Below are 21,350 nucleotides of genomic sequence, written 5' to 3' on the forward strand. Positions count from 1 at the left end.
AATTTTCTCACACATTGTCATTCCGTAGGAATCTAAACTTTCTTTGTTGAGATTCTTCATTCCGCATTCGCTTCATTCTGAATGACAAACTAACCGTCTTACTGATTCTTCTTATTCTTAAAATCTTCCATCAAATGAATGAAATCATCAAATAAATAGTTTGCATCTTCAGGACCAGGGCTAGCTTCCGGGTGATACTGAACTGAGAAACAAGGGTGAATTTTATGTTTCAAACCTTCGTTTGTTCTGTCGTTCAATGCGATGTGTGTTTCAATTAAATCTGTTCCTTTCAAACTTTCCTGATCAACCGCATAACCGTGGTTTTGAGAAGTGATTGCCACTTTATTTTTTTCTAAATCTAAAACCGGGTGATTTCCTCCTCTGTGACCGAATTTTAATTTGAAAGTTTTCGCTCCGCAAGCCAAACCGATTAATTGGTGTCCCAAACAGATTCCGAAGATTGGAACTTTTCCTAATAATCCGCGGATCATTTCCAACGCTTGCTCATTGTCTTCAGGATCTCCGGGACCGTTTGACAACATGATTCCGTCCGGATCCATTAATAAAATTTCTTCTGCTGTTGTATCTTGAGAAACAACGATAATGTCGCAGTTTCTTTGAGATAGTTCTCTGATAATCCCTAATTTAGAACCAAAATCTACCAAAACAACCTTGAAACCTCTTCCCGGATTTGCATAAGGTGTTTTTGTAGAAACCTGCTCTACCTGATTGGTTGGGAAAATTGTTGATTTTAACTCTGAAACGATTGTGTTTTCGTCAGTATCATCATTGACGATTTTTCCTTTTACTACTCCGGAATTACGTAGAATTCTTGTCAGTCTTCTTGTATCGATTCCTGAAATTCCTGAAAGGTTTTTCTTTTTAAATAACTCATCTAAGGTAATCTGAGTACGGAAATTCGAAGGCAAATCGCAAATTTCTTTTACAATAAGACCTTTGATAGCCGGCTCGATACTCTCATAATCATCTCTATTAATTCCATAGTTTCCGATAAGCGGATAGGTCATACAAACAATCTGACCGCAATAAGAAGGGTCAGAAATCAGCTCCTGATACCCTGTCATTCCGGTATTGAAAACCACTTCTCCTGCAGTTTCCAATTCTGCTCCGAAACCTTCTCCATGAAATACTTCACCGGACTCCAGTATTAACTTTTTCTTCATTTTTTAAATTAGATATTAGATTTTAGAAATTAGAAGTTAGACTTCTGCATTCTGTTATTTTATTTATTTTTTTAGCTTATTTAAAAGTATGTCCTTCTTTTTCCAAGGCTTCTTTCAAAATGGCCATTCTTGCGAAAACGCCGTTCTGCATTTGTTTGAAAACTCTTGAACGTTCACATTCTACCAAGTCTGTATCAATCTCAACTCCTCTGTTGATTGGAGCCGGATGCATGATAATAGCTTCTTTTTTCATCGCTTTTTCTCTTTCTTTTGTCAAACCATATTTTCTATGATAATCGGAAGCTGAGAAACTCATTTTTGAATCGTGTCTTTCATGCTGAATCCTTAATAACATCAAAACATCCACTTCTTTAATCAATTCATCTACTGAAAGATAAGTTCCATTAATTAAAGCGCCTTCATCAAACCATTGTTCTGGTCCTGAAAAATATACTTTTGCTCCTAGTCTTCTTAATGCTTCTGCGTTTGAATTGGCAACCCGGCTGTGCTTTACATCCCCTACAATTCCTATTTTCAAACCTTCGAATTTTCCAAATTCCTGATAGATCGTCATTAAATCCAGCATACATTGAGATGGATGGTTTCCCGTTCCGTCTCCTCCGTTGATGACAGGAATTTTAATATTTTTTAGTTCATCAAAATATCTATCTTTCTTATCTCTGATCACGACTAAATTTACTCCTAAGCTTTCGATCGTTTTTACTGTGTCATATAAACTTTCGCCTTTATTGACAGAACTGTTTGCTGCATCAAAAGGAACGACCTGCAATCCTAATTTTCTTTCGGCAATATCAAAGCTTGTTTTTGTTCTCGTGCTGTCTTCGAAGAAAAGATTAGAGCAAAAAACTTCTCCTTCAATTTTGGCAGTTTTTCCGTTTGCAAAAGCCAGTGCTTCTGTTACTATACTGTTGATTCTCTCGGTGCTTAGTTCTGTAATCGTAAACATAATATCTTAATTTTTTACAAAAAAAAAGCGAAGAAAATATCTTCGCTTAAAATAAATAAATATCGTAAAGGGCGTCTACGCCCGGTAATTCTAATGATATAAATACTGTGTTATTCATTAGGTGCAAAGATATAACATTTCCGCGAGCTGACAAAACCAAAATCCTGATTAAATTAAAAAATCTTAATCTCTCTTTATTTTCATTTTTAAATACTATTTTTGTTAGAATTCAATCTTATTCTATATTCTATGGATTTAAAAGACAAAATGATTCTCAGTATCATTCAGGAAGACTCTACCTATTCTGTGAAAGAAATTTCAGAAAAGATAGGTCTTACGTTTACTCCAACCTATGAGCGTATCAAACAGCTGGAAAAACAAGGAATTATTGAGAAATATGTAGGTCTTTTGAACCGTGAAAAATTAGGTTTAAATATTGTTGTCTACTGCAATGTTCGTCTCAAAGAACAATCCAAAAAAGTTTTGGAAACTTTCGAGAAAAATATCATGCAACACGATGAAGTTCAGGAAATTATTAGTCTTTCCGGCGAATATGATTATATGTTGAAAATCATTGCAAAAGATATTAATTCTTATAATGATTTTACGGTTAATGTGATTTCAAATATTCCTAATATCGGGCAATATCATAGTTCAATTGTGCTGCATGAAGTTAAAAAATCCACTAAGTTTAAGATTGATTTAGCTTAATAAATTAAAGATGCTTCGACTTCGCTCAGCATGACATTTCTAATACGATCTGTTTTTGTTAGTGATTTATTTGTAGCGGTGTCATGCTGAGCGAAGTCGAAGCATCTAAGAAAATTTTAAGTCTAAAACTATTAACCCAACAACTTTCCTTTCAATTTATTAAACTGATATTCAATTTTATCTAAACAGAGATTTCCAATGCTTCCCTGATGAGTATGATTCAAATTTTTAATTTCAAAATCAAACTCATTATTTTCAATCTCCTGCCCTACTTTTACATAAGCATCACGGAATGAACTTCCGTTTTTCACTTCTTCATTGATTTTTTCTACGCTGAAAAGATATTGATATTTTTCATCTTCCAAAATCCCTTCTTTCACCTGAATATTTGGTAATGTATAACTCAAAATTTCAAGACATTCTTTCAAGGAATCGATTGCTGGAAAAAGAATTTCCTTTGTCAACTGCATATCTCTGTGGTAGCCGGAAGGAAGGTTATTCGTTAATAAAATAAACTCATTCGGCAAAGACTGAATTCTGTTGCAACGGGCACGAACCAACTCAAAAATATCAGGATTTTTCTTGTGAGGCATAATGCTGCTTCCTGTTGTAAATTCCTTTGGAAAGCTTATAAAATCAAAATTTTGACTTAAATATAAGCAAACATCGTATGCAAATTTTCCTAATGTCCCCGCCAAAGTTGCCATTGCCATCGACAACATTTTCTCTGATTTCCCACGTGTCATTTGCGCATAAACTGAATTATAATTCATCGATTGAAAACCTAAATTATACGTTGTACTCTCACGGTCAATCGGGAAAGACGAACCATAACCTGCCGCTGAGCCCAATGGATTTTTATTAATGATATTTTTAACCGAGAAAAGCATTTCAACATCATCCAACAACGCTTCGGCATAAGCTCCAAACCACAATCCAAACGATGAAGGCATTGCAATTTGTAAATGTGTATAGCCAGGAAGAAGAATATTTTTATGCTGATCTGCCAGTTTGATTAATATTTGAAAAAATTCATCCGTCAAAATTGTGATCTCACGGATTTCATCCAGTAAATACAGTTTAATATCCAATAAAACCTGATCATTTCTTGAACGAGCCGTATGAATTTTCTTTCCTGTATCGCCCAATTTTTCAATTAAAATAGATTCAACCTGCGAATGAATATCTTCCGCAGTTTTATCAATTTCAAAAGTTCCGTTTTCGATATCTTTCAAAATTTCTTCCAAAACAGACAACATCTGCTCTGATTCTTCATTGGAAATAATTCCCACTTCTGCCAACATTTTACAGTGCGCCATTGAGCCTTTAACATCGTATTTTGCTAAACGCTCATCAAAATCAAGATCTTTCCCGACTGTGAATTTATTGACTAATATATTGGTGGCATTATCGTCTTTTTGCCATATTTTTTTCATAAAATTTATTTTTTTATTTTAAATTTTCTTTTGTCTTGAAATCGAAGATTCGACGTAGTCAAACAAAAGAAACAAAAATTGCCTCCATAAAGTCGGCGAATGTTATTTCAAGACTGGAAACTCCGGCTAAAAATTTAAATTAAATCCTAAAATCCCCAAAACTTGCGCGAATTCAAAATTTATTCTTCAATTCAAAATTAGTGTCGCGCTTCAAACAGTGGGAATTTTTTAAGGGATTAAATTTCAATTTTCTTAACGCCTCCGTTTCCTAGGTCGATTTATAGAACCTTCTCAAGGATCTGGATGTAAATAGCAATCCCCTCTTCTATTTCCTTTATATAGATGTATTCATCAGCGGTGTGAGAGCGTGTGCTGTCTCCGGGACCGAGCTTTACCGATGTACAGGGAATAATCGCCTGATCGGATGAAGTTGGCGAACCGTAAGTTGCCCTCCCGATTTCCAGACCTGCCTGTACAAATGGATGATCCATTTCGATTTTTGAAGAATTTAACCTAAAGGACCTTGCCTTTAAGGTCGATTTCATCTGAGATTGGATGATTTCAAACGCTTCTTCATTAGAATATTCATCCGTAACCCTAACATCCAAAGTAAAAGCACAGGATTCCGGAACTACGTTATGCTGAACTCCGGCATGAATTCCCGACAAAGTAATTTTAACTTCACCCAAATAATCCGAAACTTTTGGAAATTTGAAATTTAAAATCTGCTGTACATCTTCCATGCATTTTACAATCGAGTTATCGTCATTCGGATGAGCGGCGTGAGAAGGAGTGCCTTTCATTTCCCCATCAATAACCAACAACCCTTTCTCGGCGATTGCCAGATTCATCTGTGTTGGTTCTCCTACAATAGCAAGCTCGATATTTGGTAGTTGGGGGAATAAAGCTTCAATTCCGTCAAACCCTGAAATCTCCTCCTCTGCCGTCAAAGCAATCACTAAATTATATTGTAAATCTTCTTTATCATAAAAATGTAAAAAAACCTGAGCCATCGAGACCAGAGAAGCTCCCGCATCATTACTTCCCAATCCGAACAATTTTCCGTCTTTCTCACTCGACAAAAACGGGTCTAGAGTGTAAGCTTTATTCGGTTTTACCGTGTCGTGATGCGTATTCAGCAAAATCGAAGGCTTAAAAACATCAAAATTTTTATTCACTGCCCAGATGTTATTTTTAAAACGTTTTGTAGGAATCTGATGTTTTTTGAAAAAATTTTCAATCTCTACAGAAGTATTAAATTCATCTTTGCTGAATGACGGAATTTCAATCAGTTTTTTCAACAAATCCACTGCGTTATTCAGTAATTCTTCTTTACTATAAACAGATTTCAGTTCCTGCATGATGGTTCTCTATATGGTTTTTTAGTTCGGTTTCTTTAATTAAGAATACCTTATTTACATTATTTTTTACTGCTCCAAGAGCGTTTTCCAGTTTTGGAAGGATTCCTTTGTGAAGCTTTCCTTCATTTTTCAATATTGAAAATTCTCCTTCAGAAATATTTTTGATGACAGATTCAGGATTTCCAACATCTTCCAAAACACCTTCTTTATCGAAACAATATAACAATTCAACATCATATTTTGAAGACAGCGCCTGAGCGATTACCGAAGCAATTGTATCAGCATTGGTATTGAAAAGATTTCCTTTTTTGTCGTGAGTGATTGCTGAAAACACCGGAACGAGGTGAAGTTTAATTAATTTTGAAATCAATTTCTTGTTCACACTTTTCTTCTCGATATCGCCCACAAACCCAAAATCTATTTCTGCATGTTCTCTTTTTGTAGCTTTAATTAAATTGGCGTCAGCTCCCGAAAATCCGATTGCTTTGCATTTTTTCTGCTGAAGTTTTGCCACAATATTTTTGTTGATTCCTCCCGCATAGACCATAGCCACAATATCCAACGTATCTTTATCTGTGATTCTTCGTCCGTTGACCATTTTTTGTTCAACGCCTAATTTATCAGCCAATGTAGTTGCTAATTTTCCTCCGCCATGAACTAAAATTTTCTTTTCCTTAATTTCAGAAAACTGCTCCAGAAATTCATTCAATAATTCTTCATCATCGATTAATGCTCCGCCGATTTTTATGATGTATAATTTATTTTTCATTGCAAATCTTTTTTTAAAAACCTCATAGGTTTTTGAAACCTATGAGGTTTAGTTATTAAGAATTCAATTCATCTAAAATTTCAGAGAAAACCGCCTGAGCAGAGAAAATCCGGTTTTTTGTCTGTTGATAAATAATAGAATTTCCACCATCCATTACCTCATCACTCAATTCTACATTACGACGAACCGGAAGGCAGTGCATAACTTTCCCCTGATTGGTATTGGCTAATTTTTCATTCGTCAGCATCCAGTTTTCTTTCACTTCAGGCATTGCTGCGTAATCATCAAAAGACGACCAGTTTTTCACGTAAATAAAATCCGCATCTTTCAACGCTTCATCCTGATTATGGATTACTTTTACATCTTTTGTGAAATTTTTATCCAAATCATAGCCTTCAGGATTGGCGATCACAAAATCGACATCCATTACCTGCATCCATTCTGCAAAAGAATTTCCAACTGCGTGAGCAATTGGTTTGATGTGAGGAGCCCAAGTCAAAACTACCTTCGGTTTACGGTTTACACTGAGCTTGTCGAAGTGTCCCAAGTTTTCTGTAATCGTGATACAATCAGCCAAGCTTTGCAAAGGGTGACGTGTAGCCGACTCCAATGAAATAATGGGGACTTTCGCATGTTGCTCGAACTGGCTTAAAATGCTTTCGTTAACATCATCTTCCTTGCTTTTCATTCCTGCAAAACAACGAACCGCGATGATGTCACAATATTGATTTAATACTTCAATGGCATCTTTGATATGCTCTACCGTATCACCGTTCATTACGGCTCCGTCTGCGAATTCTAAATTCCAGGCTTCTTGTGCTGCGTTTAACGTCAACACATTTAATCCTAAATTTTGCGCTGCAATCTGGCTGCTCAAACGTGTTCTCAAACTTGAGTTTAAAAATACAAGTCCGATTGTTTTTCCTTTTCCTTTCTCGGTTTCCGAAAGAGGATTTTCTTTAATTTGTAAAGCTTTTTTTATAATTTCCTGTAAGTTTTCAACATCACTTACAGAGGTAAATTTTTTCATTTGGTAATTTTTATTTTACATATTTCGCTGAGGATTTTAGGCAATGATTTCAAAGTTTACTTTAACTACTAAACTTTTTTACGTTCGCAAGGACGTTCACTCAGCAATTGGAAGTTGCGTTTGTAATTCTGGCGAAGGAAGAATCTAAATTTTCATTTTATCTGTTGGGATTCCTACGGAATGACAAACTTTGCGCTAGATTATTCTACTTATATTTAAACTTTATTGATTTTATTCGTCTTTAAATTTCTTCAAGAACAGTTTTCAGAGCACCGATGAATAAATCGGTTTCTTCTTTTTTAATGTTAAGTGCCGGAAGAATCCTCAACACAGCCTTATCATTGGAGTTTCCTGTGAAAATATGATGATTGTACAACAGGTTATTCCTCACTTCCGAGCAATCCCTGTCGAGTTCGATTCCAATCATCAAACCTTTCCTTCGAATGGTTTTAATATGTGGAAAATCTTTCAATTCATTTTCAATATACTCACCCATTTTGTGAGCATTGTCGATGAGATTTTCATCTTTCATCACATCCAGTACGGCAATCGCAGCAACACAAGCTAAATGATTTCCTCCGAAAGTGGTTCCCAGCAAACCATTGCTTGCCTTAAATTTCGGGTGAATCAAAACGCCACCGATTGGGAATCCATTACCCATTCCTTTTGCGGTTGTGACAATGTCTGCTTCAATTCCAAATTCCTGATGTGCGAAGAAATGTCCGCTCCTTCCATATCCTGACTGAACTTCATCTAAAATCAAAACCGCATCATGTTTTTCACATAATTCTTTGATTTTAGTTAAAAATTCAACCGTTGGAATCATAATTCCGCCAACTCCTTGAATTCCTTCAATAATTACAGATGAAATTTCACTTCCTTGATTTTCAAAAACAGCTTCAAGCTGTTCAATATTATTCCATTCGGATTTAATGAATCTTTCGTCATAGTTTACAGGAGCAACAATTTTCGGATTATCTGTCACGGAAACTGCTGCCGAAGTTCTTCCATGGAATGAACCAGAAAAATAGAGCACTTTGCTTTTTCCATTATGAAAAGAGGCTAGTTTTAAAGCATTTTCGTTCGCTTCAGCTCCTGAATTGCATAAAAACAAGTTGTAATCTTCTAAACCTGAAAGTTTTCCTAATTTTTCAGCCAATTCAGTTTGTAATTCATTCTGAACCGAGTTTGAATAGAAAGATATTTTATCTAATTGGTTTTTTAATTGAGTTTGATAATGCGGATGGTTGTGACCGATTGAAATTACCGCATGACCTCCGTAAAAATCAAGATATTTTTCTCCTTTATCGTCCCAAAGAAATGATCCCTGAGCTTTTACTGGATTTATGTTAAATAATGGATATACGTTGAATAAATTCATTTTCTAGTTGATTGTTGTTGGTTTTGAATAGCTATATTTCATTTTTTATTAATTTCTTTTGTCTTGAAACAAAAGAAACAAAAGTTCAAGACTGGAAACTTTCGCTAAAAAATATTTTTGTTCTCTAAAAATTCTAAAACTTGCGCTAAATCGATATTTGTTCTTCGATTCGACATTTGTCTCGCGCTTCGAACAGTAGAATTTTCTTTACGTTCACAAAATTATTTTTCTTAACGCTCCATTTTCCTAGGTCGGATTATTGTCCGTTTTAAAACGCAATCGGCTTCAAGTTCAATCCCAAATTTTCTTCCCAGTCCATTGCAAGATTCATGTTTTGAACAGCCTGCCCAGAAGCCCCTTTTAACAAATTGTCAATCGCTGAGTGAATAACTGCAACATTTCCACTCTTTTCTATATGAATCACACAGCGATTGGTATTGACAACCTGTTTTAAATCAATTGCTTTCTCACTTACCTTCACAAAAGGCTCATCTGCATAGAAATCCTGATACAATTGATTAATATCTGAAAGTTCTAAATCTGTTTTCACCGTGGAACTCGTAAAAATTCCTCTCGCAAAATCCCCTCTCCATGGAACAAAATTCAGACTGATTTCATTCGTATTAAAAGAAACTAACTGCTGTAAAATTTCATCTACATGTTGATGTGTCAAAGTTTTATATGCTGAAATATTATCGTTTCTCCAGGTAAAATGTGTAGTCGGTTGTAAAGACTGACCTGCACCTGTTGAACCTGTAATTCCTGTTGTATAAACCTCATCCAACAAACCTTTTTCAGCCAATGGAAGCAGAGCCAGTTGAATTGCTGTCGCAAAACATCCCGGATTCGCAATACTTTTTGCTGCTGAAAGTTGTTTTTTGTTGATTTCAGGTAATCCATAGATAAAATTTCTGTTTCCAAAATTTCCTTCTAAACGAAAATCATTTCCTAAATCGATCACTAACGTTTCATCTTTTACAGCATTCTGAGTCAGCCAATTTTGGCTTTCTTTGTGAGGAAGACATAAAAATAAAATATCTACCTCTTCAGGCTGATCCGTTAAAACCATTTCACAAACCGTCGCTAAATCAGGGTACAAATCTGAAATTTTTGTCCCCGAATTTGAACGACTATATAAAAAACTCAAAGTCACATTGGGATGAAAAGCCAACAGACGAACTAATTCGCTTCCTGTGTAGCCGTTGGCTCCTATGATTCCTGCTGTTTTTATTTCTTTTTGATTAATCATTTTCTTCCAATAATTATTTTTGATAGGATTTTCATCCTATCCTGATTTAAGTCGTTCCTTCGGAACTCCCATTAATTTATATTTTGATTAATCTGATGATATATATTTAAAGAATTGCTTACGATTTTTGTGTAGCCTTTCACATCTTCTCCCGTCCAAGCTCTGTTTGCTTCGCCGTAGCTTCCGAATTTATCAGACATCAGATCATGTTTAGATTCAATTCCGTTTAAAATAAATCTGTATGGATGAAGCGTTACAAAAACTTTCCCGCTTACTGTTTTCTGAGAATCGTTTAAGAAAGACTCGATATTTCTCATCACAGGATCTAAGAAAAGTGCTTCGTGAAGCCAGTTTCCGTACCAATCGGACAATTGAGATTTTATCATCTGCTGATATTTTGAAAGCGTATGTTTTTCCAATAAATGATGCGCTTTGATAATCACCGATGCCGCAGCAGCTTCAAATCCTACTCTTCCTTTAATTCCAACAATCGTATCGCCAACGTGGATATCACGACCGATTCCATAAGCAGAAGCTAATTCTTCAATTTTTTGAATCGCGTAAACCGAGTGTTCAAAGTTCTCTCCATTCACTGCTACAACTTCACCATTTTTAAACTCAATTTCCAGTTCTGAAGGCTGAGTTTCTTTAATTTGAGATGGAAAAGCTTCTTCGGGAAGATAATTTCTTGAAGTCAAGGTTTCTTTTCCACCAACTGAAGTTCCCCAAAGTCCTTTATTCACAGAATATTGTGCTTTTTGAAATTCCATTTCGTAACCGTGGTTTTTCAAAAACTCAATTTCTTCTTCACGAGACAAAGCCATATCACGAATTGGCGTAATAATTTCTACATTCGGACACATTACCTGAAAAATAAGGTCAAAGCGAACCTGATCATTTCCTGCACCTGTACTTCCGTGAGCAATCGCATCAGCTCCGATTTCAATAGCATACTTTGCAATTTCCTGTGCCTGAATCGTACGTTCAGCACTTACAGACAATGGATACGTATTATTTTTCAAGACATTACCAAAAATCAAATACTTCACACAAGAATTGTAATAATCTTCCTGAGCATCAACGCACCTGTATTCTTTCACACCAAGATTAAAGGCTTTTTCCTCCAGTTCTTTTTCCTCTTCTTTAGAAAAACCTCCGGTATTTACAGTGACTGCATACACTTCATACCCAAGTATTTCACTCAGATATTTGGCACAGTAAGAGGTATCTAAACCTCCACTAAATGCTAAGATTACTTTCTTGCTCATTTTTATATTGATTTTCGGGTTGATTACTTACAACACCATTTTCTTTATTATTATCGGGAACGAAAAGCATGGCCGTACATAGGCAGTTTTTGCGTTCTTTTTTCATTAAAATTTCATAATTCACACAGCTTTTGCAGCCGTTCCAGAATTCTTCATCCTGTGTCAATTCAGAATAAATAACAGGCTTGTAACCTAAATCGCTGTTGATCTTCATGACAGCCAAACCTGTTGTAAGCCCGAAAATTTTTGCAGTCGGATATTTATCTCTAGACAATTGGAAAACTTTATCCTTAATTAAAGTTGCAGCTCCTCTTTCCCTGAATTTTGGAGAAACAATCAATCCCGAGTTGGCTACAAACTGTCCGTGGGACCACGTTTCTATATAACAGAAACCCACCCATTCCCCGTTTTCAGTGGCGACAATAGCATTGCCTTCTGAAATTTTTTTGCTTAAATATTCTATGGAACGTTTAGCGATTCCCGTTCCTCGTCGCTGTGCAGAATCATACATTTCCTGCTGTATTTCACTCACATACATTAAATGTTCGCATGAGGAAATTTGTATTTCCATTTATTTATCTGAATTTTTTGGCAAATTTAAAGTATATTATCTTTAAAAACCAAATTAAAAAGATAATTTTATTGTTTAATTAATATTAACAGGTACAATTATCTTATTACTTAAATTTAATATTGCTAAATTATTATATATTTGCTAAAATACTATATATGGAAAATATCTGTCCTAAATGTAAGAGTGAAAAAGTAGTAAAAAGCGGTATCATTAATGAGAAACAAAGATTCCATTGTAAAGACTGTAATTATTATTTTACCGTCAAAAAATTAGGTAAAAAGATTGATGATTACTATGTAACGAAAGCACTTCAATTATATCTTGAAGGCTTAAGTCTCCGAGAAATAGAGAGAATTATCGGTGTTTCTCATGTTACGATAAGTTCATGGATTAAGAAATATAATATCACACGACCACCTCATTCAGACTTTCATCCGGTTTATAAAATTTTAAAGCAAAATGAGTTAATTGAATATATTTCGAAAGAGGAAAATATTAAAGACTCAGGTTTAATTATTACTCAGTTTGCAGACAAATACATGTTGATTAAATGGGAACGGTTTAAAAAATAAATCAGATTATTTATGATAATTCAATTATAAAATAATAAGTTAAAACATTAAAATTATTATTTAATCATAATTAAATCAACATTTTATCTAAAATTTTCATCTATATTAATATTAACTTCCTGCTTATCAATTATCATTAATGATTGATCAACTATATTCTAACCATTAATATATATTAAACTTTCATAACTAAATTATTAATTACAATTTGGCTTTCACAAAATAACAGCCAAAAAATTAATAATTTATGAAGAAAATATTAAGTTTTATTGGATTAGCTTTAATGAGCAGTTCTGTATATGGTCAAGGTTCTCCTGATTATGGAAATGGTTTAAAAATAAATTTAAATCCTGAAGGAGACAAGTATGTTAGATTTATTTTATGGGATCAGTTCTGGATCAGGAACACTGAAATGAACCCCGGAAGTATGGTGGGTGGCGAACCGACCGATAATACCTGGAACTTAGGAAACCGAAGAGCGCGTATTTTAGCTTACGCTCAAATTACCAAGCGCTACATGATTCTTACGCACTTTGGGATCAACAATCAGACTTTTATCAACGGCGGCGCAACAGGAACTACAGGAACCGGTGGCTACGGGAACGGTAAAAAACCACAGCTTTTCTTCCATGATGCATGGAATGAATATGCAGTCGTAATGCCCGGAGAAGCAGGAAAATTTAGTTTAACTTTGGGAGGCGGACTTCATTATTACATGGGGCTCTCTCGTATGACAATGGCTTCAACACTTAATTTTCTTACTTTAGATTCACCAATTTTCAGCTGGCCTCTGATTGATAATTCTGATCAGTTTGCAAGGCAGATGGGTGTTTTTGCAAAAGGAAAATATGGTAAATTTGAATACCGAATGAGTTTGAACAAACCATTTGCAACAGATTTAACTCCTGCAAACACACTGGTTCCAGGAAATGAAGTTGCTGTTGACAACAACGGAAATCCAAACTGGTCTAAAGCAGGTTATTTTGAATATCAATTCTTAGACACGGAATCAAATCTTCTTCCTTTCAAAGTGGGTTCTTATTTAGGAACTAAAAAAGTTTTCAATCTTGGTGCAGGTTTTTATCACCAAAAGGAGGGAACAAGAACTTCAGTTAATTCCAATATTGAAAAACACGATATCACTCTACTTTCTGTAGATGCTTTCGCAGATATTCCTTTAGGAGAAGCTAAAAATAAAATGGCAGTTTCGGCTTATGCAGGATATTTCAACTATAATTTCGGACCGAATTACGTAAGAAATTTAGGAACAATGAATATTGCAGCCAATGATCCCAATTTTGTCGGACAAAGAGCTTTGGCTGGTCCCGGAAATCTTCAACCGATGATTGGAACCGGAAACGTAATCTACGCTCAGGCAGGTTTATTATTACCAAGTCAGGCAGAAAAACCGAAAATCAGAATTCAGCCTTTTGCAGCATATACTTATAAAGATTTTGAAGCATTTGATAAACCTTCTTCACAATTTGACGTAGGAGCCAACTGGTTTTTAGACGGTCATCACGCAAAAATTACCACACAATATTCTACAAGACCAGTTTACACAAGCCCGACGGAAAGCCCGACTTCAAAAGGTGAGTTTATTGTTCAGCTGCAAATTTATTTATAGACCTCAAGTAATCAAAAACAATTTATTTAATAACTAAAAAACAACAATATGAGCAATCAGCAAGTCGAAACCTCCTTTGAGGATATGACAGAAAAGCAGAAAAATAAAACCATTTGGGGCGTGATTACTGCATCTTCTCTGGGAACATTGATAGAATGGTATGACTTCTACCTCTTTGGAAGTTTAGCTGTAGTTTTGGCGACTAAATTTTTCCCTTCAGACAATCCGACAGCAGCATTTTTGTCAACATTAGCAACTTTTGCAGCAGGATTTGTAGTGAGACCTTTCGGAGCATTATTTTTCGGAAGACTGGGTGATATTATCGGAAGAAAATATACTTTCCTGGTAACATTATTAATCATGGGATTTTCTACATTTTTGATAGGATGTATTCCGGGGTATGAAACGATAGGATTTTTGGCTCCCGTTTTAGTTTTAATTTTGAGATTATTACAGGGATTGGCTTTAGGCGGAGAATATGGAGGTGCCGCAACCTATGTTGCAGAATATGCACAACCCCACAGAAGAGGCTACTGGACTTCTTGGATTCAAACAACGGCTACCGCAGGACTTTTCATTTCTCTAATCATTATTTTACTAACGAAAAGCTCGCTTTCTGCAGAACAGTTTGATTCTTGGGGGTGGAGAGTACCTTTCTGGATTTCAATCTTGATGGTAGGAGTTTCTTATGTCATCAGAAAGAATATGAAAGAATCTCCTTTGTTTGCCAAAGCCAAAAAAGAAGGAAAAACATCAACCAATCCTTTAAAGGAAAGTTTCGGAAATAAATACAACTTCAAATTTGTTTTATTGGCATTATTCGGAGCTGCAATGGGACAAGGTGTAATTTGGTACACCGGTCAGTTCTACTCTATGAGTTTTCTTCAGAAAGTAATGAATGTGGAATCTACACAGGTAGATTATTTAATGGCAACTGCTTTATTAATGGGAACTCCTTTCTTTGTGTTTTTTGGTTGGCTTTCTGATAAAGTCGGTCGTAAAGCAATTATGATGACGGGAATGCTGATTGCAATTTTAGCGTACAGGCCAATCTATGATACGATGTTTAAAAGCGTCAATCTGGAAAGTAAAACAGTTGCAGCTAACGGAATTACAGAAAAAAGAACTGCAAAAATCCACAAAGATATTGCAACAGACAGTTTGGTCACTTTCCACAAAGAAATTTTGTACACAGACGGAACGTTAATGAAAAAAGACAGCATCGTTCATTGGTCTGCAGCAGGTCCGGTAATGAAAGACGGAAAAGCTGAAGAACCGAAAGTTACAAAATCCGTTACTCTGAACGATGATACAAGATGGTATTTGGTGTTTTTAGTCTTTATTCAGGTGATTTTTGTAACGATGGTTTACGGTCCGATTGCAGCATTTTTAGTAGAAATGTTCCCGGTCAGAATCCGTTACACATCCATGTCTCTTCCGTATCATATTGGAAATGGTGTGTTTGGAGGATTGCTTCCGGCAGTTGCAACATACTTAGTAACAACCGGTAAAGATGCAGGACATGCAACATGGTATCTTGAAGGACTTTGGTATCCCATCGGTGTCGCAACAGTCTGTCTGATCATTGGATTATTTTATCTAAAAAATAAGAACAATAATATCCACGATTAATAGCTTATTCACTCAAAATTTATTAATTTTAATACAAAGAAAATGGACGGATTAAAAAAAATATTAGGCATAGTTTGGATCTTGATTGCGCTTGCTGTAGCTTACTTCGGAATCACCATAATGGGAATCCCAAAATTGGCATCAGGAAAACAGGAAGATCTGGTATTCGGTATTATCATACTCTTCGTATTGGTACCGATTGTCTCTGGCGGAATGGCAATTTTCGGATATTACTCTTTAATAGGAGAATATTCTGACGACAAGCAATAATTTATAAACGATATTTGATAATTGATGAATGATTCTGTTCATCAATTATCTTTTATCAACAATTATTTATGAAGAAAAGACACGAGCAAAAACTGATTATCCTGAGCTTCGGGTTGCTGATTGCTTTCAGTATCCCCATTTCATTATTATTCAATAGTGAAAAAGAAGTTTTCGGTTATCCTATGATTCTTATTTATGTGTTTGCTGTCTGGATGATTTCCATCATTGTATCTTTTGTAATCATAAAAAAATATGATGAGTAGCTTCGTATTATTTGTTGTTGTTCTTATTTATCTTGCACTTTTGTTCTTAGTTGCTCATTTGGCAGAGAAGAAGAAGAGTAAAATCTGGATTAATAATCCGTACATTTATGCATTATCTCTTGCCGTGTATTGCACAGCTTGGACTTATTATGGAAGTATCGGTGTTGCAGCAACAAGCGGACTCAATTATTTACCGATTTACATAGGTCCGATCATGGTCATTCCGGCCTGGATTTATATTAATACAAGAATCGTCCGTATCTCAAGAGTCAACAAAATCAGCAGTTTGGCCGATTTTATTTCTTTACGATACGGAAACAGCAGAAGTTTTAGTGCAATAATCACTCTGGTTTGCATTTTTGCGATTGTTCCATACATTGGATTGCAGATTAAAGCCATTTCTGAAACTTTTCATTTAGTGACAGAAACTCCGATGTCAAAAAACATTCTGACTGATAATGCAACATTCGTTGTTTTGTTAATCGCTTTATTTTCATCTTATTACGGAACAAAATATGTAGATGCATCTGAAAAACGTTTAGGAATTATCTCAGCAATTGCTTTGGAAAGTTTTCTTAAATTATTCTTTATCATTATTTTAGGGTTATTTGTCATTTATTTTGCATTTGACGGATTTTCAGATATTTATCAAAAGGCAAGTAAATTTCCTGATTTTAAAGCAAAAAATACGTTCAACGGAATCGAAGGTGCAATGAACTGGATGATTTTATGCATGATTTCAGGAACGGCAATTTGTATTTTGCCAAGACAGTTTCACACCGCAATCATTGAAAACAGACAGGAAAAACATATTAAAACAGCAATCTGGTTTTTCCCTTTATACCTTTTAATTTTCACATTTTTCATCTTCCCGATTGCATGGGGCGGAAGATTGATTTTCGAAGGACAAAATGTAAATCCTGAGTTTTATTCAATCCTGATACCGCAGTATTTCAATAATACTTTAATCACAGTTCTGGTATTTTTGGGAGGTTTAAGCTCTAGTATTTCAATGATTATCATTTCAGCAATTACTTTATCGATCATGGTTTCTAATAATTTAATTATCCCTTACGGATTATTGGGAAAATTCAAAGCTGAAAATGAAGTACAGAACACCAGAAATATTACCAATATCAGAAAATTTTCAATTTTCGGTCTGGTAATTTTAGCTTTTGGTTTTTATAAATATTTTATCTTAAAAACCTCTCTCGATTCAGTAGGATTGATTTCATTTGTGATTATCGCACAACTAGCTCCTGCTTTTTTTGGCGCATTATTCTGGAGAAGAGGAAGCTACAAAGGTGCAGTTGTCGGACTTTTAGCAGGTTTGGTGATCTGCTATTTTGGGTTAATCATTCCACAGTATTATTTTTCTTACAATCAGGAAGTTAAAGGTGCTTTGAGAGGATTGTATGATGCTTTTGATTTTTTCAACATTCCGTATTTAACAAGAATACCTGAGATTTTCTTTTGGTCGATTTTAATTAATACCGGTTTGTTTACTATTTTATCAGTCAGTATGAAAGGAAATTACCGCGAAAGAAATTTTGCCGAACTGTACGTCGATATCGACAAATATATTCAAAATCACGAAAATGCATTTATTTGGAGAGGAACAGCTTATGTTTCTGACATTCAGAACATTTTGGAACGTTTCTTAGGTAAGAAGAAAACCGAACAGGCAATGCGGATTTTCAACATTAAATACAATATCGATTCGCAAACCGAAACGGCAGACTCAAGATTTATTAAATTTTCTGAAAACCTTTTGGCAGGAAGAATCGGAACGGCTTCAGCTAAAATTTTGATCGAAGGCGTTACCAAAGAAGATAAAATATCTTTAAAAGAAGTTTTAAATATTTTAGAAGAATCAAAAGAGAACATTACTTTAAATAAAAAACTGACTGAAAAATCTGAAGAATTAAAGCAGCTTTCAGATGAATTATCAGCTGCCAACAAAAATCTCATCGTAAAAGACCGCCAGAAAGATGACTTTTTGGATTCCGTTGCGCATGAATTGAGAACCCCGATCACAGCAATTCGTTCAGCAGGAGAAATTTTAGCAGATGATGACGATATTCCATTAGATATTAAACGAGAATTTCTCAACAATATCATCACGGAATCTGACAGATTAAGTGAAATTATCAATGATATTTTATATTTAGATAAACTTCAACATGGCGAAATTGCTTTACATATTCAGGAAAACAACATTATCGAAACCTACAAAAAGGCCTTAAATCCTATTTTACATCTGATTCAGCAGAAAAACATCCATATAAGTGAAGTAAATCTTCTCAATCATTATATTTTTGAATATGACGAAGCGAGAATGATTCAGTTATTTCAGAATATTTTAGGAAATGCTTTGAAATTTACTGACGAACAGGGAACAATTCAGACCAAATTGTCAGAAAAAGACAATTCCTTAATCATAAAAATATTCAACACCGGAAAAAACATTCCCGAAGAAGATTTAGAAATGATTTTCGATAAATTTTATCAGTCTAAAAATCAAAATATATTAAAACCTACCGGAAGCGGACTCGGACTTGCCATCTCAAAAAGGCTTGTAGAAGCTCATTCCGGAGATATAAAAGCAGAAAACAGCGGATTGGGTGTCACTTTTACAGTCACTCTTCCCAAAAAAACAAGAAATAATAATGAAGTTGAACAATAACGGAACACACCATGAAAAAGATACTCATTGCGGATGATGAACATAAAATATTAATGTCACTGGAATACAGTTTCAGAAAAATAGGCTACAAGGTTTTTATCGCAAGAGACGGAACAGAGGTTTTAGAATTCCTGAAAACACTAGTTCCCGATGTGATTTTACTCGATATCATGATGCCCAATCTGGATGGTTACAGCACATTGGAAATCATTAAGCAAGATAGAAAATTAGACCAGACAAAAGTTATTTTCCTGAGTGCCAAAAACAATCCGAAAGACATTGAAAAAGGTCTGGAAATGGGAGCCGATGCATATGTAACAAAACCCTACTCGATAAAAAAACTGATTTCGCAAATTGAGGAATTGCTTAATGTTTAATCACAAATAGCTCGCACAAATCACACAAAGAATTTTGTGGAATTCGTGCAATTAGTGTTTCAATAATAACAAAAGAATATGAACGCAGACGATTTATTTAAACAAAGCATAGAAAATAAAGAGCAGTTCTGGGCAGAACAAGCTAGGGAAATCTCATGGTTTGAATTTCCTAAAGAAATTATTACCAAAGACGAAAACAATTACACACAATGGTTTTCAGACGGAAAGCTGAATATATGCCATCTCTGCATCGACAAACATATTGTAGACGGTTTCGGGGAAGAAACTGCAATAATTTATGATTCTCCAGTTACTAATCAAAAAACAATCTATACTTTTAGCCAAGCTAAAGAAGAAATTTCAAAATTGGCGGGCGGATTATTGTCTTTAGGTTTAAAAAAAGGCGATACAGCGGTAATTTACATGCCGATGATTCCGCAAACACTTTTTTCAATGTTGGCTTGTGCGAGGATTGGTGTGATTCACAATGTCGTCTTTGGAGGTTTTGCTCCGAATGAATTGGTTGTAAGAATTGACGACTGCAAACCAAAAGCACTGATTACCGCAACGGCAGGAATAGAAATCGCAAAAAGGATTCCTTATTTGCCTTTGGTTGAAAAAGCCATCGAATTAGCTCAGGACAAGGTTGAGAACATCATTGTTTTCAATAGAAAACTGGTTGATAATCAGAACGAAATGTTTGACGGATTGATCGATTACGAAGAATTGGTTGAAAAATCACAACCTGCAGAATGTATTTCTGTAGAATCAAATCATCCATTATATTTGTTATACACTTCCGGAACAACAGGAAAACCAAAAGGAATTACAAGAGATACAGGTGGTTACGCTACCGCTCTGAAATTTTCCATGAAATATATTTACGGAATTGAGCCTGGAGAAACTTTTTGGGCAGCATCAGATTTTGGTTGGGCAGTTGGTCATAGTTACAGTGTTTACGGACCATTGATTAATAGAAATACAACCATCATCTTCGAAGGAAAACCCATTATGACTCCCGATGCAGGAACTTTCTGGAGGATTATTTCAGAATACAAAGTTGTTGCGATGTTTACTGCTCCGACTGCAATTCGCGCAATAAAAAAAGAAGATCCGAATGGTGAATTGGTGAAAAAATATGATTTATCACATTTTAAAAAACAATTTTTAGCAGGTGAAAGATGTGATGTTGCTACTTTAGACTGGTTTGAAAAACACATTGGAGTTCCCGCAATCGATCATTGGTGGCAGACAGAATCTGGCTCGCCAATGTTGGGTTTAATAACTTTTGATGAAAATTATCAGATCAAAAGAGCTTCGGCAGGAAAACCGATTCCGGGTTACGATATTAAAATTTTTGATGAAAACGGTTTTGAGCTTGACGAGCACAAAGAAGGATATTTGGTAATCAAATTGCCACTTCCTCCTGGTGCACTTTTGGGAATCTGGAATGATCACGATCGTTTTGAAAAAAGTTATTTATCACAATATAATGGATACTATTTTTCCGGAGACGGCGCAATAAAAGATGAAGACGGATATATTTTCATCACTGGAAGAGTTGACGATGTCATCAATGTCGCAGGACATAGACTTTCAACTTCCGAAATGGAAGAAATCGTTTCGTCACATCCCGATGTTGCAGAATGTGCAGTGGTTGGAATTGATGACGAATTGCGCGGCCAAGTTCCTTTTGCAAGTGTGGTTTTGAAAAATGGTTCTGAAATTTCAGAAGAAGATGTAGAAAAAGAAATCATCTTAAAAATAAGAGAAAAAATAGGTGCAGTTGCATTTCTTAAAAGTGTGATGGTCGTCAAAAGACTACCGAAAACACGTTCCGGAAAAACTTTAAGAAAATTGATCAGAACGATTATTGACGGTAAAGATTTTCAGATTCCATCGACGATTGATGATGAAAAGATTATTGAAGAAATTCAGGAAAAATTCAAATTATATCAGTCTAAAAAAATAGTTTAAGTATAAATAAATTTAA

The 21,350-nt window shown here is 35.0% G+C and carries 19 protein-coding genes; 9 read left to right on the forward strand and 10 right to left on the reverse strand.

All coding sequences use genetic code 11. The annotated features are described in order from the left end of the window. Window positions 1-98 precede the first annotated feature (98 nt). Window positions 99-1,184, reverse strand: a complete 1,086-nt coding sequence (locus K0R77_RS01970) for a carbamoyl phosphate synthase small subunit (RefSeq protein WP_300346682.1) — start codon at window positions 1,182-1,184, stop codon at window positions 99-101. A 76-nt stretch (window positions 1,185-1,260) separates the two neighbouring features. Next, window positions 1,261-2,151, reverse strand: a complete 891-nt coding sequence (locus K0R77_RS01975) for an aspartate carbamoyltransferase catalytic subunit (RefSeq protein ID WP_300346684.1) — start codon at window positions 2,149-2,151, stop codon at window positions 1,261-1,263. 249 nt (window positions 2,152-2,400) lie between these two features. Here K0R77_RS01975 and K0R77_RS01980 point away from each other — a divergent pair, with 249 nt between their 5' ends. Then, window positions 2,401-2,862 carry an Lrp/AsnC family transcriptional regulator gene (locus K0R77_RS01980; RefSeq protein ID WP_034673539.1) on the forward strand — a complete coding sequence of 154 codons (462 nt, stop codon included), beginning with the start codon at window positions 2,401-2,403 and terminating at the stop codon, window positions 2,860-2,862. Between the two features lie 131 nt (window positions 2,863-2,993). Here K0R77_RS01980 and argH read toward each other — a convergent pair whose 3' ends face one another. From argH to K0R77_RS02020, 8 genes are all read right to left on the reverse strand, one after another. After that, window positions 2,994-4,298 carry an argininosuccinate lyase gene (gene argH, locus K0R77_RS01985; protein WP_300346686.1) on the reverse strand — a complete coding sequence of 435 codons (1,305 nt, stop codon included), beginning with the start codon at window positions 4,296-4,298 and terminating at the stop codon, window positions 2,994-2,996. A gap of 278 nt (window positions 4,299-4,576) precedes the next feature. Then, window positions 4,577-5,659, reverse strand: coding sequence for a M20 family metallo-hydrolase (locus K0R77_RS01990; protein WP_300346687.1), 1,083 nt, complete (start codon window positions 5,657-5,659; stop codon window positions 4,577-4,579). Further along, on the reverse strand, window positions 5,634-6,428 hold the full coding sequence (gene argB, locus K0R77_RS01995) for an acetylglutamate kinase (RefSeq protein ID WP_300346688.1): 795 nt from the start codon (window positions 6,426-6,428) through the stop codon (window positions 5,634-5,636). Before argB ends, K0R77_RS01990 begins: the two co-directional genes overlap by 26 nt. A 55-nt stretch (window positions 6,429-6,483) precedes the next feature. Next, window positions 6,484-7,458: an acetylornithine carbamoyltransferase gene (locus K0R77_RS02000; RefSeq protein WP_300346690.1), complete on the reverse strand. Its 975-nt coding sequence runs from the start codon at window positions 7,456-7,458 to the stop codon at window positions 6,484-6,486. Between the two features lie 241 nt (window positions 7,459-7,699). Further along, window positions 7,700-8,839, reverse strand: coding sequence for an aspartate aminotransferase family protein (locus tag K0R77_RS02005; protein ID WP_300346691.1), 1,140 nt, complete (start codon window positions 8,837-8,839; stop codon window positions 7,700-7,702). A gap of 268 nt (window positions 8,840-9,107) precedes the next feature. After that, complete coding sequence (argC, locus tag K0R77_RS02010) at window positions 9,108-10,088, reverse strand: N-acetyl-gamma-glutamyl-phosphate reductase (RefSeq protein WP_300346692.1); 981 nt, start codon at window positions 10,086-10,088, stop codon at window positions 9,108-9,110. A 71-nt stretch (window positions 10,089-10,159) separates the two neighbouring features. Further along, entirely contained in the window at window positions 10,160-11,356 is a 1,197-nt protein-coding gene (gene argG, locus K0R77_RS02015) for an argininosuccinate synthase (protein ID WP_300346694.1), read from the reverse strand. Next, on the reverse strand, window positions 11,328-11,927 hold the full coding sequence (locus K0R77_RS02020) for a GNAT family N-acetyltransferase (protein ID WP_300346696.1): 600 nt from the start codon (window positions 11,925-11,927) through the stop codon (window positions 11,328-11,330). Before K0R77_RS02020 ends, argG begins: the two co-directional genes overlap by 29 nt. A 158-nt stretch (window positions 11,928-12,085) precedes the next feature. Between K0R77_RS02020 and K0R77_RS02025 the strand changes: the two genes are divergently transcribed. The 8 genes from K0R77_RS02025 (at window position 12,086) to K0R77_RS02060 (ending at window position 21,334) form a co-directional block, all read left to right on the forward strand. Continuing rightward, entirely contained in the window at window positions 12,086-12,502 is a 417-nt protein-coding gene (locus K0R77_RS02025) for a helix-turn-helix domain-containing protein (RefSeq protein WP_300346699.1), read from the forward strand. Window positions 12,503-12,749: 247 nt separating this feature from the next. Beyond that, window positions 12,750-14,129 (forward strand): porin, encoded by a 1,380-nt coding sequence (locus tag K0R77_RS02030; RefSeq protein ID WP_300346701.1) that lies wholly within the window; start codon window positions 12,750-12,752, stop codon window positions 14,127-14,129. Between the two features lie 84 nt (window positions 14,130-14,213). Next, window positions 14,214-15,761 carry an MFS transporter gene (locus K0R77_RS02035; protein ID WP_300348334.1) on the forward strand — a complete coding sequence of 516 codons (1,548 nt, stop codon included), beginning with the start codon at window positions 14,214-14,216 and terminating at the stop codon, window positions 15,759-15,761. Between the two features lie 42 nt (window positions 15,762-15,803). Further along, window positions 15,804-16,031, forward strand: a complete 228-nt coding sequence (locus K0R77_RS02040; protein ID WP_300346703.1) for a DUF6814 family protein — start codon at window positions 15,804-15,806, stop codon at window positions 16,029-16,031. Window positions 16,032-16,099: 68 nt separating this feature from the next. Beyond that, a complete protein-coding gene (locus K0R77_RS02045; protein ID WP_300346706.1) occupies window positions 16,100-16,294 on the forward strand; it encodes a hypothetical protein in 195 nt (64 codons plus the stop codon). Continuing rightward, on the forward strand, window positions 16,287-18,980 hold the full coding sequence (locus tag K0R77_RS02050; RefSeq protein WP_300346707.1) for an ATP-binding protein: 2,694 nt from the start codon (window positions 16,287-16,289) through the stop codon (window positions 18,978-18,980). Before K0R77_RS02045 ends, K0R77_RS02050 begins: the two co-directional genes overlap by 8 nt. 11 nt (window positions 18,981-18,991) lie before the next feature. Beyond that, a complete protein-coding gene (locus K0R77_RS02055; protein WP_300346709.1) occupies window positions 18,992-19,357 on the forward strand; it encodes a response regulator in 366 nt (121 codons plus the stop codon). Between the two features lie 78 nt (window positions 19,358-19,435). Then, window positions 19,436-21,334 carry an AMP-binding protein gene (locus K0R77_RS02060; protein ID WP_300346711.1) on the forward strand — a complete coding sequence of 633 codons (1,899 nt, stop codon included), beginning with the start codon at window positions 19,436-19,438 and terminating at the stop codon, window positions 21,332-21,334. Window positions 21,335-21,350 lie beyond the last annotated feature (16 nt).

This window comes from Chryseobacterium sp. (assembly GCF_029240215.1).
GTDB lineage: Bacteria > Bacteroidota > Bacteroidia > Flavobacteriales > Weeksellaceae > Chryseobacterium.